Source organism: Mucilaginibacter pineti, assembly GCF_900101875.1.
GTDB classification, from domain to species: Bacteria; Bacteroidota; Bacteroidia; order Sphingobacteriales; family Sphingobacteriaceae; genus Mucilaginibacter; species Mucilaginibacter pineti.
In genome coordinates this window covers 20,110-34,994 of record NZ_FNAI01000021.1, presented here as the reverse complement: position 1 = coordinate 34,994, position 14,885 = coordinate 20,110, and the positions used below count along the sequence as shown (strand labels likewise).

At 43.3% G+C, this 14,885-nt stretch carries 17 protein-coding genes; 10 read left to right on the top strand and 7 right to left on the bottom strand.

What is annotated here, in order from left to right:
• Positions 1–67: 67 nt before the first annotated feature.
• The 10 genes from BLS59_RS28485 to BLS59_RS28440 all read left to right on the top strand — a co-directional run bounded on the left by BLS59_RS28485 (position 68) and on the right by BLS59_RS28440 (position 7,629).
• Entirely contained in the window at positions 68–937 is an 870-nt protein-coding gene (locus BLS59_RS28485; protein WP_091156427.1) for a sensor histidine kinase, read from the top strand.
• 18 nt (positions 938–955) lie between these two features.
• A complete protein-coding gene (locus BLS59_RS28480) occupies positions 956–1,663 on the top strand; it encodes a response regulator transcription factor (protein WP_091156644.1) in 708 nt (235 codons plus the stop codon).
• Between the two features lie 3 nt (positions 1,664–1,666).
• Positions 1,667–2,188 (top strand): tetratricopeptide repeat protein, encoded by a 522-nt coding sequence (locus BLS59_RS28475; protein WP_091156423.1) that lies wholly within the window; start codon positions 1,667–1,669, stop codon positions 2,186–2,188.
• Positions 2,189–2,265: 77 nt separating this feature from the next.
• Positions 2,266–3,291 (top strand): uroporphyrinogen decarboxylase, encoded by a 1,026-nt coding sequence (hemE, locus tag BLS59_RS28470; RefSeq protein ID WP_091156419.1) that lies wholly within the window; start codon positions 2,266–2,268, stop codon positions 3,289–3,291.
• A gap of 90 nt (positions 3,292–3,381) precedes the next feature.
• Positions 3,382–3,915: a protoporphyrinogen oxidase HemJ gene (gene hemJ, locus BLS59_RS28465; protein WP_091156415.1), complete on the top strand. Its 534-nt coding sequence runs from the start codon at positions 3,382–3,384 to the stop codon at positions 3,913–3,915.
• 90 nt (positions 3,916–4,005) lie between these two features.
• On the top strand, positions 4,006–4,194 hold the full coding sequence (locus tag BLS59_RS32110) for a hypothetical protein (protein WP_091156410.1): 189 nt from the start codon (positions 4,006–4,008) through the stop codon (positions 4,192–4,194).
• Positions 4,194–4,763, top strand: a complete 570-nt coding sequence (locus BLS59_RS28455) for an RNA polymerase sigma factor (protein ID WP_091156408.1) — start codon at positions 4,194–4,196, stop codon at positions 4,761–4,763. The genes BLS59_RS32110 and BLS59_RS28455 overlap by 1 nt, the downstream gene beginning before the upstream one ends.
• Complete coding sequence (locus BLS59_RS28450) at positions 4,753–5,547, top strand: hypothetical protein (protein ID WP_205411381.1); 795 nt, start codon at positions 4,753–4,755, stop codon at positions 5,545–5,547. The genes BLS59_RS28455 and BLS59_RS28450 overlap by 11 nt, the downstream gene beginning before the upstream one ends.
• 28 nt (positions 5,548–5,575) lie before the next feature.
• Positions 5,576–6,400 carry an outer membrane beta-barrel protein gene (locus BLS59_RS28445; RefSeq protein WP_091156400.1) on the top strand — a complete coding sequence of 275 codons (825 nt, stop codon included), beginning with the start codon at positions 5,576–5,578 and terminating at the stop codon, positions 6,398–6,400.
• A gap of 230 nt (positions 6,401–6,630) precedes the next feature.
• The gene (locus BLS59_RS28440; RefSeq protein WP_091156640.1) at positions 6,631–7,629 is read left to right on the top strand and encodes an ABC transporter ATP-binding protein; all 999 of its coding nucleotides are present in this window, start codon (positions 6,631–6,633) and stop codon (positions 7,627–7,629) included.
• Positions 7,630–8,264: 635 nt separating this feature from the next.
• Here BLS59_RS28440 and BLS59_RS28435 read toward each other — a convergent pair.
• The 7 genes from BLS59_RS28435 to BLS59_RS28405 all read right to left on the bottom strand — a co-directional run bounded on the left by BLS59_RS28435 (position 8,265) and on the right by BLS59_RS28405 (position 14,818).
• Positions 8,265–8,993, bottom strand: a complete 729-nt coding sequence (locus BLS59_RS28435) for a hypothetical protein (RefSeq protein ID WP_091156396.1) — start codon at positions 8,991–8,993, stop codon at positions 8,265–8,267.
• Positions 8,994–9,160: 167 nt separating this feature from the next.
• Positions 9,161–10,411 carry a threonine ammonia-lyase IlvA gene (gene ilvA / locus BLS59_RS28430; protein WP_091156393.1) on the bottom strand — a complete coding sequence of 417 codons (1,251 nt, stop codon included), beginning with the start codon at positions 10,409–10,411 and terminating at the stop codon, positions 9,161–9,163.
• A 2-nt stretch (positions 10,412–10,413) separates the two neighbouring features.
• Complete coding sequence (locus BLS59_RS28425; RefSeq protein ID WP_091156391.1) at positions 10,414–11,580, bottom strand: 2-isopropylmalate synthase; 1,167 nt, start codon at positions 11,578–11,580, stop codon at positions 10,414–10,416.
• Positions 11,581–11,778: 198 nt separating this feature from the next.
• A complete protein-coding gene (locus BLS59_RS28420) occupies positions 11,779–12,630 on the bottom strand; it encodes a class I SAM-dependent methyltransferase (RefSeq protein WP_240315367.1) in 852 nt (283 codons plus the stop codon).
• Between the two features lie 123 nt (positions 12,631–12,753).
• Positions 12,754–13,824, bottom strand: coding sequence for a 3-isopropylmalate dehydrogenase (leuB, locus tag BLS59_RS28415; RefSeq protein WP_091156389.1), 1,071 nt, complete (start codon positions 13,822–13,824; stop codon positions 12,754–12,756).
• Positions 13,825–13,887: 63 nt separating this feature from the next.
• Positions 13,888–14,478, bottom strand: a complete 591-nt coding sequence (leuD, locus tag BLS59_RS28410; RefSeq protein WP_091156388.1) for a 3-isopropylmalate dehydratase small subunit — start codon at positions 14,476–14,478, stop codon at positions 13,888–13,890.
• A gap of 4 nt (positions 14,479–14,482) precedes the next feature.
• Positions 14,483–14,818, bottom strand: coding sequence for an antibiotic biosynthesis monooxygenase family protein (locus BLS59_RS28405; protein ID WP_091156386.1), 336 nt, complete (start codon positions 14,816–14,818; stop codon positions 14,483–14,485).
• Between the last annotated feature and the right edge of the window lie 67 nt (positions 14,819–14,885).

The window sequence follows — 14,885 nt, the reverse complement described above, 5'->3', positions numbered from 1 at the left end:
TCTGCTTCATTGAAGGTTTATAAATTAAAAACTGGCAACTGGCAACAGGAACCCGACAACAGATAACATGAAAAAGACATTTGTAATTTTTTACTCGCTTATCATATATGCCGTTGCCCAACTGGTTTGGTGGGGGTATATGCTGGTAGCGCCGCATCCGCGCCCGCTTAGTATGGTGCTTTGCGAGGGTTCTATGTTTATTTTGGTATTTACGTTTGGTGCTATTAACCTGCATAAAGCCATCAATAAAGAGCGTAAGCTGCAGGAGCAAAAGAAAAACTTTTTACTCTCGGTAACGCATGAGCTTAAATCGCCGTTGGCATCCATTAAAATTTTACTGCAAACTATTCAAAAGCGTAATTTAAGCAGGGAGCAGGTGTTGGACTTTATAGACAAGTCCCTTAACGATGTGGAACGCCTGGATGATATGGTAGAGAATATGCTGCTGGCATCTAAAATAGATAACCGCTCGTATAGCTTCCCTAAGGCCAGTTTTAACCTTTCGGTATTGGTTGATAGCATTGTGAACCGCCTGCAAATAACCAAATGCGATTGCAACCAGCAGATCATCGATGCCGAAATTGAACCCAAGATAGAGATCACCGGCGATAAGTTTGCGCTTACCTCTGTAGTAACCAACCTTATTGAAAACGCGGTTAAATATTCAAGTCCATGTTCGGCAGTGGGTGTTAAACTGTTTTCAAAGGATGATAAAGTGTTTCTGGAAGTTGCTGATCATGGTATCGGAATCTCCGATAATGAAAAAACACGTATTTTCGACAAATTTTACAGGGTGGGTAGTGAGGATACCCGTAATACAAAAGGTACCGGACTGGGCCTTTATATAGTTAAAGAGGTGCTGGACAAGCACCAGGCCAGCATAAGGGTTAGGGATAACCGCCCTGCCGGCAGCGTTTTTGAAGTTGTATTTGGATAAACCTAAATTGTAACAATGATGCCTAACAAAAAAAGAATTTTATTAGCCGAAGACGAAGAACATTTGTTGGAAGCCATCAAACTTAACCTTGAGCTGGAAGGTTATAAAGTTTCGACAGCAAAAAATGGTAAAAAGGCTTTACAATTATGTAAAGAAGAGCGTTTTAACCTGGTTATATTAGATGTAATGATGCCCGAGATTGACGGTTTTGTGGTTGCTGAAACCATCCGCCTGGAAAATACCGAGGTGCCTATTATGTTTCTTACCGCCAAGAATACCAATGAGGATAAAATTGCCGGTCTTAAAAAAGGTGCCGACGATTATTTAACCAAGCCATTTAACCTGGAAGAACTGATTTTAAGGGTGAACAACCTTGTAAAACGCAGCCTTAAAGGCGATGACCTTAAAGAGTTTAACAGCTACAAAATTGGCGAAAAAACTATCCACTTTAACTCGTTTGAGTTGGTGAATGAGGATGAATCTATCACCCCGCTTACCAAAAAGGAAACCATGCTGCTTAAGCTTTTAATTGAGCGCAGGAATGATGCGGTATCACGCGAGCAAATCCTGGAAACAGTATGGAACTATGATGTATATCCATCAACCCGTACCATCGATAACTTTATCCTTACCTTCCGTAAGTACTTTGAACCGGATCCTAAAAACCCGGTTTATTTTCACTCTATACGTGGCGTAGGCTATAAATTTACCGATAACCAGCATTAGTGGATGTTTAGTAACCGGGTGCGCATATTTATTGCATTTGTTTTCCTGTTGTCGCTGGGCCTGTTGTGGTACCTGCACATTTATGAGCTGGCGGCAGTAGCTGCAATGATGATCATATTGCTCATTTGGGATTACTTTAAGCAGGGCACCCTGGTTGTAGCGGCCAAATATTTCCACATTAAGGATTTTGATAAAGCCGAAGCATCATTAAAAGAAATCATAAAACCCGGGTGGCTCAGCAAAAAGCGGCGCGGGTTTTATGAATATATGTACGGCGGCATTTGCATACACCGGCAGGATTTTGAAGCTGCCGAAAGGCATTATGAAATAGCGGCACTATATCCACTGCGGTCGGTTAATGAGCATGTGGCTTCGCTGGTAACCGTGGCCAACATCAGCATAAGGCATGGCAATTATGATAAGGCCAAAGCCTATCTGCAGCTTACCGAAAAACACGCCGATAAAATTACGGCCAAAATGAAGGATGCGATAAGCAAGCTTCATCATGAATTAAAAAAACACTAATAGAGTTGGGAGCAAGGAACAAGGAGTAAAGGATAAAAACCCGCACCTTATTCTTCGCTCCCCGCTCTCTATACATTATGAGAGATTCGTTATTAATAAAGGCAGCATTTTCCGAAAAAACAGAACGCCCGCCGGTATGGATGATGCGGCAGGCAGGCCGTTTTATGAAGGAATATTGGGATATCAAAAACAAATATTCCTTTCTGGAGATGTGCAAAACGCCCGAACTTGCTGCCGATGTTACCATGTTGCCTGTTAATTTATTGGGTATTGACGGGGCTATCCTGTTTTCGGATATCCTGGTTACCGGCGAAGCAATGGGCGGCGACCTGAGCTTTACCCAGGGCGTTGGCCCTAAGTTTGCCAACCCGGTGCGCACCCAAAAAGATGTGGACAACCTGCAAACTGATGTAGGCGACAGGCTGCAATACGTTGCCGATGCTATAAAGGTAATTCAGCAGCGCCTTAACGGCAGCATCCCGCTTATTGGTTTTGCCGGCGCTCCTTTCACCGTAATGAGCTATTTGGTTGAGGGGGGATCATCAAAAGATTTTAAACTAACCAAACTGATGCTGCACAATGAGCCTGCAATGGCCCATCAGCTGTTATCAAAAATTGCTACTGTTACCGCTGATTACCTGAACCTGCAAATTGCTGCCGGTGTAAACGCCGTACAGATCTTTGACAGCTGGGCGCAGGCTTTGAGCTGGGACGATTATAAGGAGTTTAGTCATTATTACATACAGCAGATCATCAGCAAGCTTAACCGCAAGGATATCCCCGTGATATCGTTTTGTAAAGGTAGTTCGGTTTTTGCGCCCTTAATGGCCGAAGCCAAACCGGATGTGGTTTCTATCGACTGGAATGTAGATTTGCTTGATATCAAGAAACGTTTACCCGCCGGTGTAGCCGTACAGGGTAACCTTGATCCGCATATATTATACGCTGATAAAAAGGTAATAAAAGACCGCATCTACCGCCTGTTCGACAGGATGAAGGATGAGCCGGGCTTCATCTTTAACCTGGGCCACGGCATTATGCCCGATATCCCGTTTGATAATGTGAAGTACGCGATAGAGGTAGTAAAAGAATACAGGAATTAGCAATACAATATGTCATTGCGAGCGAGGCGTGGCAATCTCATCATATAGTCTGAGATTGCTTCGTACCTCGCAATGACGTTATAAAAAGTCATGTACCAATACGTTTTAGCCATACACATCATATTTGTAGTCTGCTGGATGGCGGGGCTGTTTTACATGGTGCGCCTTTTTATTTACCACACCGAAGCGCAGGACAAGCCCGAACCTGATCGTACCATATTATCCAAACAGTTTGAGGTAATGGAAAGTAAACTATGGTGGATCATCGCCACACCATCCATGTACCTGGTAATTATTGCAGGCGCAACCATGCTTCACCTTGCCCCATATTGGTGGAAACAGCCCTGGTTACATATAAAGCTATTGTTTGTGGTTGGCCTTATAATCTACCATTTTATTTGCCAAAGTAAAATGAAACAAATGGCCAAAGGCGTGTTCAAATGGTCGTCTACCCAACTGCGGCTTTGGAATGAGTTGGCTACTTTACTTCTTTTCGCCATAGTTTTCCTGGTAGTACTTAAAAGCGCTCTAAACTGGATATTTGGTGTGGTAGGCTTAGTGGCCTTCGCCGTAATACTAATGATAGCGGTGAAAATTTATAAGCGTTTCAGGGAGAAGAAGTAGCAGTTAATTTATTTACCTACTGGCGCAGATTTCCAATCCGTGACATAGCATGGCGCGGCTTTCAGCCGCCATAAGCTGAAAGCTTATATCATGCGCCGCACGGGTTACGCTTCGCTAAACCCGCGCGAGGGTGCGGTTAATAATTATCCTATCCCCAATACAATAATTCAAACTCGGATACAAATACCTACTTTGCTTATTCATTTTGAGTTTACCGATAAAAATATTTCGCACCGCATGCAACCATTTGGCCCCGGCTTTCATCTTACCTTTAAATGATGCTTTTGGAGCCAACATATACTATTGATCAACTGTTCATACGCTGCAAAGCGGGTGAACGAAAAGCACAGGAATTACTGTACAAACAGTTTGCCGGTAAAATGCTGGGGGTATGTATGCGCTATGCTACCGACAGGATGGAGGCCGAAGATATTCTGCAGAATGGCTTTATAAAAGTATTCCAAAAACTAACTGATTACCGGGGCGAAGGGGCATTTGAAGGATGGGTGAGGCGTATTATGGTACATACCTCTATTGAATACTACCGCAAGCACCACAAAATGATGCAGGTGGTTGATATGGAGGAGGCCGGTAATGAACCATCTGTTAACCCAATAGCATCATCTAACCTGGATGCTAAGGTACTGCTGGGATTTATCCAGCAATTATCGCCGGGTTACCGTATGGTATTTAACCTTTACGCCTTGGAGGGTTACTCGCATAAGGAAATTTCAGGGATAATGGGGATTAGTGAGGGGGCGTCAAAGTCGCAGTTATCAAGGGCGCGCACTATTTTAAAAGAACAAATTGCAAAAATGGAGGGCAAAAGTTATGGATATGCAGGATAAAGATCTGGATAAACTATTTCAATCGGCACTTGAAGATTATGAGATAGCACCATCTGCAGGGGTATGGATGGGTATTACCGAAAAGCTTGATGCCGGTAACAATAAACGGAAATGGATGCCATTTTTGAGCATAGCGGCCGGTTTAGTGCTGCTGATAACCATTGGTGTGCTGTTTATGCCTAAACAGGTAAAGGTTGATCCAGCCAAGAATAATGATAATGCTTTGGTGAAAACCCCGCCTATTGTAAAACCTGTACAGGCTACCGCGGCGCCGGTTTTAGCAAAGGTTGATCCGCTTAAAAACAAAAAACAACAAAGGGCGGTTATAGCACCTGTGAATAACCTGGCGGTGATAAAGAAACATAAACAAAGCGAAGTAATTGCACCTGCCAAACCGGCAACAATAATTGAACAGCAAAGTAATCCTGCAACGGCAGACGATCAGCCTGTATTGGCAGCCGTGCAACGTAACCATGATATTGCCAACCCTGTTTTGCCCGATAGCGGTACGCCCATCATGGTAAAACAAACTACAGATAATGCACCTGTTTTTGCCAGTATTACACCGCCTGTAACAACCACTGCTACTTTGCCAACGGTTAATAAACAAGCGCCGCCTGTAAAAAAACGCCGTATCCGTAGTTTTGGTGATGTACTTAACGTGGTAATAGCAGCCGTTGATAAACGCGACAAAAAGATCATTCAATTTAGCAATACCGATGGCGAGGACGCTACCATTACCGGTGTAAACCTTGGCATCATTAAAATAAATAAAGACAAATAAATCCTAATCTATATATAACTTCAGCAATATGAAACGCTTAATTTTTACCATTTTGGTATGCGTTGCGGCAAGCAATGTGTTTGCACAAACTACTCCAACAGATTCAACTAAAACAGTTATTACTAAAGATAGTGTCAATATTAAAAAAGGTGTGCATATAAAGCTTGGCTTTGGCGGCGATGTGGCTTCAGTAAATGTAAATGATACTGCTTATCACGCTTCAAAAGCACCGGGTTTTTCATTCGGCGTAACCTTTTCGCGCATCGATCTGGGTTTTGCCACGCTGATTGATAACGGCAGTTTCACGCTATCGCCCAAGAACGATTTTTTAAGCTATCGCCAGTGGAAAACCAGCAACTTTGGTTTCGATCTGGTACAGTTTGGCTACAGGTTCAACAGTTCCTTCAAGATCTATGTTTCGGGCGGGTTCGACTGGACAAATATCCGTCTCCGTAAAGATATCACTATCCAAAGGAATGCCCCCGTGCTAACTTATACCGAAGATGATATCCACTACAGTAAAAACAAGTTTGCATCGTGCTACCTGCGTATCCCGCTTTCATTTTACTACCGTAGCCATGAGGATGATAACGGCAACTGTTTCCGCCTGGTTGCCGGTCCCGAAATTGGCATATTACTTAACGGTCGTGTAAAGCAAATAAGCGAAGAAAATGGCAAGCAGAAATTTGATGACGATTATCATTTCACCAGGCTACGTGCCGGCGGCTTTGTGCGCATGGGCTACGGTATAATGGGGATCTACGCCAAATATTACGCTACCGATATGTTTGAAAACAGTCCCGAGCAAAAAGGGCTGCGGAACTTCTCCTTCGGGTTGACATTCGGCTTCTGACAGGATTGTTGACAAGAAATAAAAATATTGTCATTTCGAACGAGGTACGAGGAGAAATCTTATTCGCCCTGTAATTGGAGCTTTATATTCTGCAGAAGATTTCTCTTTCGCGCCACGCTCATGCCCTTCGCTTGCTCTATCGAAATGACAACGATTTGATGATTTCGCAGATTACAAAAAAATCAGCGAAATCATTTAATCAACCAAATCAACGGTCTATCTTTGCCCTGATGTCAGATACTCCTTTTTTGCAGGCTATTGCAGTAAGTAAAATATATCCCGGTAAGCACATGGCCGGTGTTAAAAAAACAGATATTGTTATACAGCCCGGCAAAATAACGGCCATTATTGGCGAAAGCGGCAGCGGGAAAAGCACCTTATTACGCTTGCTTTATGGCTTGCTTTCTCCCGATGAAGGAACGGTACTGTTTAAAGGCGAACGCATTTGGGGCCCAGAAGAAAAACTGATTCCCGGGCATGATGCCATGAAAATGGTTACCCAACATACTGACGACCTGAACCTGTTTGCCAAGGTTTGGGACAATGTAGCCGCCATGCTGCCCGCAAATGATCTGGCCGCCAAACAGCAAAAAACAAGTGAAGTATTAAAACAGCTTAACATGGCCGCCATGGCCGATAAGCGCGTGGCCGATTTAAGCGGAGGCGAAAAACAAAGAGTGGCTATTGCAAGGGCAATAATTACGCGTCCGCAGGTTTTGCTGCTGGATGAGCCCTTTAACCAGGTTGATACATCGTTCAGAGAGGGCCTGCAGCACGATATAAGGCAGATAGTAAAGGAAACCGGCCTTACCGTGGTTATGGTATCGCACGACCCGGCAGAAGTACTTTCCATGGCCGATGAACTGGTGGTGCTAAAGTATGGCGAGATTGTAGAACACGGCCATCCCAAAACTTTATATAAATCACCCCAAAACCTTTATACGGCCAGGCTCCTAAGCAACTGCAACATACTAACGGCTGCTGAGGCCGGTATTTGCGGAGTTACTGCTACAAAAGATAATATAGTGATATACCCGGAATGGATCAAACTAAAACTCATTACCAAAACCAAAAGCTGGACGGTTAAACAGGTGTTATTTAAAGGCTTTTATGAGGATTTAATACTGGAGCATAACGACATTATACTGCGTGTAACCAACGAAGAACCCGGTAAATATACCGAAGGCGACAAGGTAGCCGTAAGGGTAGGGAAGTGGCTGGAATATTAAAGGCAAACCAATAACAATTTGTCGTCCTGAGTTATAAAAAAAGTAGAGAAGGACTGTCTGCCGAGTTTTAAAAACCGGCGGTATATGAAGGGGAATGACATCATACACCATGTCATTGTGAGGTACGAAGCAATCTCACAGGACAGGTGATGAACTTGCTTTATGAGCTTGCTTCGTACAGCAATGACAAACTCTTATATTCTATTATGTCATGGGTAGCCTGTCGAAGCATAGCGAGCAAAGACCCGCTATGCTTCGACCCTTCGACAAAGTAATAGCCCATGAAAAGACAGATGGGTAACCCCTACGGGGCATAATCTACTTGATGTTTTTTTTTCTACAAACAGGTAATCCCTGCGGGACATAAAATAATTTGCACTATTGATAGGAAGCAGTAGTTTTTTATGTCTCGTAGGGATTACCCGTTTGTAGCCTAATAGAAAAAAAGTGTATTTGTCCCCAGCGGGGACTACCCATGTTCTTTAATATTCAGAATGTCTATTGATAGGCTATTACTTTCGACAAGGGGGGGACAGGCCCTTTACATTGAATTTGTTATAGAGGGAAATGACAATACGGCTAAAGACTTACGACGTTTTTAAAACTTCGTAAGTCTGCCATGTTCTTCGCAGGGATTAAAATAATGGATAAAGGGAAGGATCTGTATCCAGGTGTAAACGTAAATAACCATTTTCCACTTTTTTCTGATCTTCTGTAAAGTCTTCTGCTACTACCACGGTAAATCGTGCTTCAAGGTTATATCCTCCGGATGTTGCTTTGGTAAAACTAATGACCTCAAATGTAGAGCCTTTTTGAAAGCCGGCCTTTAGTTTGCTAACGTAGTGCAAATCATGAGTAGAATAAGAAAAGTATGATTTGTGATCGATTGTCATACCTATGGCTATGCCATCGTGGGAGTTTTCGCGGCCAAAATCTTCTGCATATGGGTGTGTGCCAACTGTATATAATTTGAGCATATCCTCAAACTCCGGATAGTATAAAAAAGCCTTGTTTATGTCTTGTTTTTTATATTTTTTTATAGCTGATAGGTATACGTAGGCATCAGTTGAGGCTATATCGTTTTCCCGGTAATACAATACCGAATCTGGATTGCCAACAATTTTATAATCTGTACCATTATTATCCATAACAACCTTTTGGCCAACCTGTTGGTTCCCCGTTATTAAATGATTATAGGGTTTGGTGTTAGATGTGTAAATTTTACCATCCACAGTATAAGAAATGGAATCACTTACCGCAGCTATTACGGGGCCGGGAGGGTCCACTTTTACAGGGCGTTCTTTTTTGCAGGATGTAAGTATAGATAAAAGTAAAAGCGCGTAAAAAATGTTGAGTTTTTTCATAGAGAAATTGTGCGAAGGTAAAAATTGTTGTATGGTTAATTATTATTATTATTAAATAGTTATTATTTGCAGATATGACTTACCGGCTATAAAATGGTTTATCCGAAAAATAAAAAAGCCCGTATTTGCTTAAAATACAGGCTGATTAATTTTATTACAAGTATTATTTATACCAGGTATTCAAACAATGTTTGATCCTTATTCAGTTCAATTACGCTGAAGCGGTGCGCCTCCATGCGTTTAAGCAGGGCAGGATAATCTGCAGCCGATTTTAGTTCGATACCTACAAGGGCAGGGCCGTTTTCTTTCTCGGTTTTTTTGATAAACTCAAACCGGGTAATATCATCATGCGGACCTAACACATTATTCACGAACAGCTTTAAAGCTCCCGGGCGCTGCGGAAAACGTACAATAAAGTAATGTTTTAAACCTTCATATAGCAGGGATTTTTCTTTGATCTCCTGCATGCGGGCAATATCGTTGTTACCACCGCTGATAACGCATACTACCTTTTTGCCTTTTATTTTATCCCTGCATGCATCCAATACCGCAACAGATAATGCACCCGCCGGTTCAACTACAATGGCATCCTCGTTGTATAACTTTAGTATGGTGGTACAAACCTTACCTTCGGGAACCAGCAGCATTTCATCAAGCACATCCTGGCAAAGCTGGTAGGTTAGCTTACCTACGCGCTTTACAGCTGCGCCATCAACAAAACGGTTGATCTCGGGCAAGGTAACAGGGCCACCATGTTCAAAGGCTTCCAGCATGGAAGGGGCACCCTCTGGTTCAACACCAATAAGGTCAATGCCCGGTACGTTTTGTTTTAAGTAGCTGCCTGTGCCGGCTGCAAGTCCGCCGCCGCCGATGGGCATAATAATGGCTTCAATATCTGGCAGGTCCTGCAGAATCTCTACGCCAACAGTTCCCTGGCCTTCAATAATACGGTAATTATCAAACGGGGGGATAAATGTCATCTGGTGAGCCTCGGTATAAGCAAGGGCTTCCATCAGGCAATCATCAAAGGTATCGCCTGTTAAAACCAGTTCAACACTGCCATGGCCGTGCATTTCTGTTTGAGTAACTTTTTGTTTCGGGGTAATTTCGGGCATAAAAATTACGCCTTTGGTACCCAGTTTATTACAGCTGAATGCCACACCCTGTGCATGGTTGCCCGCGCTGGCGCAAACTACGCCACGGCTTAGTTCTTCTTCGGTTAGCTGGCTTATCATGTTATAAGCACCACGCAATTTGTATGAGCGTACTATTTGCAAGTCCTCGCGTTTCAGGTATATCTCGCACTCGTATCTGGCAGACAGGCCTGCATTATATTCCAGCGGCGTGCGTTTAACTACATCCTTTATGCGGTCATACGCAGCGTTAAAATCCAGCTGGTTTTTAGTTTCGGTTTCCATTATTAATTCTTTACCAACTTGTAAACCATCAAGGCATGCAAGTCTTCATCGTTTATATCAAGCTTAACATCAGCAAGCGTTAAAAAGTCGTTGTAAGTACGGGCAAGTTCCTCTTTATCTAAAGTATAGCCCAAACGTTCCAGGTGGAACTTCAGAGCGTGCCTGCCGCTGCGCGCGGTTAGCACTATTGTGGCGCTCGGAAAGCCTACATCTTCAGGACGAATGATCTCGTAATTTTCACGCATTTTAAGGAAACCATCCTGGTGAATACCCGAGCTATGTGCAAAGGCGTTGCTGCCAACGATAGCTTTATTTGGCTGTACCGGCATCCGCATTTGCGTACGAATCATCTGGCTAAGTTCATAAAACCTTTTAGAGTCGATTTGGGTATGTAAGCCCAAAACCTGGTGTGTTTTCAGGATCATTACTACTTCCTCAATAGAGGTATTGCCTGCGCGTTCGCCGATACCGTTTATGGTACCTTCAATTTGGCGGGCACCGTTCTGTAAACCTGCAATGGAGTTGGCGGTAGCCAAGCCAAGGTCATTATGGCAATGTACCGAGATAATAGCCTTATCAATGTTCTTTACGTTTTCTTTAAGGTACTTGATCTTTGCGCCGTACTGGTCTGGCAGGCAATAGCCATTGGTATCGGGGATGTTTACCACGGTGGCACCGGCTGCAATAACAGCCTCAACCATTTGTGCTAAATATACCACATCGGCACGACCGGCATCTTCGGCATAAAATTCGATATCTTCAACGGCACGTTTGGCATATTTTACAGCTTCAACGGCACGTTCGAGGATCTCCTCGCGGGTGCTGTTAAATTTATGCTTGATGTGCATATCTGACGAACCAATACCGGTATGGATTCGCGGATGTTTGGCGTATTTCAATGATTCAATAGCGGCATCAATATCGCCTTTGTTGGCACGGGTGAGTGCGCAAACGGTGGGGTTTTTTACCGCCTTTGAAATTTCAACCACACTGTTAAAATCTCCCGGACTTGAAACGGGGAAACCCGCCTCAATAATATCCACGCCCAGTAGTTCCAGCTCCTTTGCTATCTCAATCTTTTCGGGGGTTGTAAGCTGGCAACCCGGTACCTGCTCGCCGTCGCGAAGCGTGGTATCAAATACATAAACGCGGTTGGGATCGTGTAACATAATCTTTTCTTTAGATTTGAGATGTTAGATATGAGATTTGAGATCCCTTATCCATCATCAGTTTTTAATTAGATTTGAGATGTCAGATATGAGATTTGACACTCGCTATCTTCCATCTTTGTTTTAGTTTTTATAGTGCATAAGCGCGAAATTTAAAATACCGAAAAAATCTCATATCTCAAATCTCACGTCTCATATCTATTCTTTCACTGCCACAAACCTTAGCCTTTTATAATCGGCGTACCATTGGCCGTTTTCATTATAATAGGGTTCAAGTTTTTGGGTTATTTCGGTTAATATTTGTTGTTTTTCATCATCGGGGATGCCTTCCAGGTATTGCGCGCCAAACATGGTTACCCATTTTGCTACGCCCTGGTCGCCATCCTGCAGTGGTGTTTTACGATCATAATGGGCAGTATAAGTTACCCTGAAACCGTGTTCTTCCAGCATCTTGGCATACTCGCCGGTAGATGGAAAAAACCACACCTTATTATCAGCCTGCACCTGGTAGCCATGATTTTGCAGCACCAGTTGTATAGCCTCAATCAAACGGGCCACGTTACCTTTGCCGCCCATTTCGGCCACAAAACGACCGCCATGTTTAAGGCTATTGTATACGCTGCGCATCATACCGTTCTGAAACTTTACCCAATGAAGGGCAGCGTTTGAGAACACGGCATCGTATTTATTATCATCATTAGTAAAGAAATCAGAAGCATCTTCAACCGCGAAATCAATATCCGGGTATAAAGCTTTTGCCTGCGCAATCATATCCGGCGACAGATCGGTGCCACGTACTTTGGCTCCTTTACTCTGGATCTGCTGCGTTAAATGACCAGTACCGCAACCCAGATCAAGGATATATTCACCGGGTTTTGCATCCAGTAATTGCAGCACATCCTCGCCGTATTGAAATACAAAGGCGTGCTTTTGGTCGTATAAATCAGCGTTCCATTTCATATTTTCAGTCATTATGTCATTGGTCATTAAGTCATTGGTGTTTACCTTTAACCTTTCGCCTTTGACCTTTTTTCTTCTACTTTTAGTCATTGGTCATTAAGTCATTGGTGCTTACCTTTAACCTTTCGCCTTTGACCTTTTCTTTCAGTCATTGTGTCATTGGTCATTAAGTCATTGGTGTTTACCTTTAACCTTTCGCCTTTGACCTTTCACCTACAAATATTCCAGCACCTTTTGGCCCATTGCTTTGGTGCCTAAAATTTTGCTTTTGTCGGTATTGGCATCGGCAATATCGCCGGTGCGGTAACCTTCTTTCAAGGTTTTATCTATTGCTGATGTAATCAGTTTGGCTTCTTCTTTTAGTCCGAAACTGATTTCCAGCATCAGTGCTACCGATAGGATAGAGGCCAGTGGATTAGCTTTATCCTGCCCGGCAATATCATGCGCCGAACCGTGGATAGGCTCAAAAAAGCCTGTACCATCGCCAATTGATGCCGATGCCAGCATCCCCATTGAACCCGCAATCTGGGATGCCTCATCTGTTAAAATATCACCGAAAAGATTGGCGGTTAATACCACATCAAACTTTTTAGGGTTTTTAACCAGCTGCATAGCGGCGTTGTCAATAAACATGTGCTCGGTTTCAACTTCAGGATATTGTTTGGCAATTTCCTGAACTACCTCGCGCCAAAGGCGTGATGATTCCAGTACGTTTGCTTTATCAACAGAACAAAGTCTTTTACCGCGAACCATTGCTGCTTCGTAGGCTTTAATGGCGATACGCTCTACCTCGTAACGTGAATAGACCATCAGATCTGACGCGGTATTGCGGTCTTCGCTGCGTTTCTTTTCGCCGAAATAAACATCACCTGTTAACTCACGGAAAAACAGGATATCGGTACCTTTCAGTATCTCCGGTTTTAGGCTTGATGCATCCAGCAGCTCATCAAATAACATGATAGGGCGCAGGTTGGCATATAACCCCAGTTCCTTGCGGATCTTTAACAATCCCTGCTCGGGCCTAACCTTTGCCGATGGATCATTATCATATTTTATATGACCAATGGCGCCAAATAAAATGGCATCACTGGCTTTTGCTTTTTCTAAAGTTTCATCGGGCAGGGGATTGCCTGTAGCCTCAATACCGGCGTGACCCATCAGGGCTTCGTCGAACGTAAACTCGTGGCCAAATTTTTGACCAATTGCTTCCAGTACAGCTTTACCCCAGGTGGTAACCTCGGGGCCTATCCCGTCGCCGGGTATTACTAATATTTTTTTAGTCATTGTGTCATTAGTCATTATGTCATTGGTTTCCCGGATGACCTTTTACCTTTCGCCTTTAACCTTTTACCTTCCCTGTTCAAATTCCTCAACCAATTCCTTTTTGCTCAGGATGTAGTCTATATCATCATAACCATTGGTCATGCAGGCTTTTTTGTAGGGGTTAACCTCAAATGTTTCCTGTTCGCCGGTGGCAACAATTTTAATGAACTGATCTACCAGGTCGATTTCTACAACGGCGTGCTCATCTGCATAAACCGCGTCGAAGATCTTTTTAAGGAAATCGTCGCTAACCTGCACCGGCAGCAAGCCATTGTTAAGTGCATTGCCTTTAAAAATATCGGCAAAAAAGCTGCTTACCACGGCATCAAAGCCGTAGTCGGCAATTGCCCATGCAGCGTGCTCACGACTACTGCCGCAGCCGAAGTTTTTACCCGCAACCAGTATTTTACCGCTGTAATTAGGGTTATTAAGTACGAAATCCTGTTTAGGATTATCGTCGCCGTCAAAACGCCAATCGCGGAATAGGTTGTTACCAAAACCATCGCGGGTAGTGGCCTTCAAAAAACGAGCGGGGATGATCTGATCCGTATCGATATTCTCGATAGGCAAAGGCACCACGCTGGTTTGTATATGTTTGAAAATTTTAGTACTCATCTTTTTAGATTTGAGATGTTAGATATGAGATTTGAGAATTTGCATCTCCCAACTCGATATCAGTATAATGTTCAACAGTAGGGAAGGGGTTGTAAAAGTGATGTAACAACTTTTTCCATTCCTGGTATTCTTTTGATCCTCTGAAGCCTTCTGTATGGTCGGTGAGTTTTTCCCACTCAACCAGCAGGATAAACTGACTGCCATTTTCCACGCATCGTTTTAATTTATGTGAAATATAGCCTGCCATTTTTGATATGATGCGCTGGGCTTTTGAAAACGCTTCGATAAAAGCATCTTCCTGACCGGGGATCACATTAAGTATGGCTACTTCGAGTATCATCTATTATAGATTTGAAATGATTAGACGAGAGATATAAGATTATAGATTTCGTCTCAAATCTCATATC

Excerpts from the sequence above, each read along its gene's own strand:
- BLS59_RS28485 (WP_091156427.1), top strand. The coding sequence starts at position 68 with ATGAAAAAGACATTTGTAATTTTTTACTCGCTTATCATATATGCCGTT.
- BLS59_RS28480 (WP_091156644.1), top strand. The coding sequence starts at position 956 with ATGCCTAACAAAAAAAGAATTTTATTAGCCGAAGACGAAGAACATTTG.
- BLS59_RS28475 (WP_091156423.1), top strand. The coding sequence starts at position 1,667 with ATGTTTAGTAACCGGGTGCGCATATTTATTGCATTTGTTTTCCTGTTG.
- hemE (WP_091156419.1), top strand. The coding sequence starts at position 2,266 with ATGAGAGATTCGTTATTAATAAAGGCAGCATTTTCCGAAAAAACAGAA.
- hemJ (WP_091156415.1), top strand. The coding sequence starts at position 3,382 with ATGTACCAATACGTTTTAGCCATACACATCATATTTGTAGTCTGCTGG.
- BLS59_RS32110 (WP_091156410.1), top strand. The coding sequence starts at position 4,006 with ATGCGCCGCACGGGTTACGCTTCGCTAAACCCGCGCGAGGGTGCGGTT.
- BLS59_RS28455 (WP_091156408.1), top strand. The coding sequence starts at position 4,194 with ATGCTTTTGGAGCCAACATATACTATTGATCAACTGTTCATACGCTGC.
- BLS59_RS28450 (WP_205411381.1), top strand. The coding sequence starts at position 4,753 with ATGCAGGATAAAGATCTGGATAAACTATTTCAATCGGCACTTGAAGAT.
- BLS59_RS28445 (WP_091156400.1), top strand. The coding sequence starts at position 5,576 with ATGAAACGCTTAATTTTTACCATTTTGGTATGCGTTGCGGCAAGCAAT.
- BLS59_RS28440 (WP_091156640.1), top strand. The coding sequence starts at position 6,631 with ATGTCAGATACTCCTTTTTTGCAGGCTATTGCAGTAAGTAAAATATAT.
- BLS59_RS28435 (WP_091156396.1), bottom strand. The coding sequence starts at position 8,993 with ATGAAAAAACTCAACATTTTTTACGCGCTTTTACTTTTATCTATACTT.
- ilvA (WP_091156393.1), bottom strand. The coding sequence starts at position 10,411 with ATGGAAACCGAAACTAAAAACCAGCTGGATTTTAACGCTGCGTATGAC.
- BLS59_RS28425 (WP_091156391.1), bottom strand. The coding sequence starts at position 11,580 with ATGTTACACGATCCCAACCGCGTTTATGTATTTGATACCACGCTTCGC.
- BLS59_RS28420 (WP_240315367.1), bottom strand. The coding sequence starts at position 12,630 with ATGACTAAAAGTAGAAGAAAAAAGGTCAAAGGCGAAAGGTTAAAGGTA.
- leuB (WP_091156389.1), bottom strand. The coding sequence starts at position 13,824 with ATGACTAAAAAAATATTAGTAATACCCGGCGACGGGATAGGCCCCGAG.
- leuD (WP_091156388.1), bottom strand. The coding sequence starts at position 14,478 with ATGAGTACTAAAATTTTCAAACATATACAAACCAGCGTGGTGCCTTTG.
- BLS59_RS28405 (WP_091156386.1), bottom strand. The coding sequence starts at position 14,818 with ATGATACTCGAAGTAGCCATACTTAATGTGATCCCCGGTCAGGAAGAT.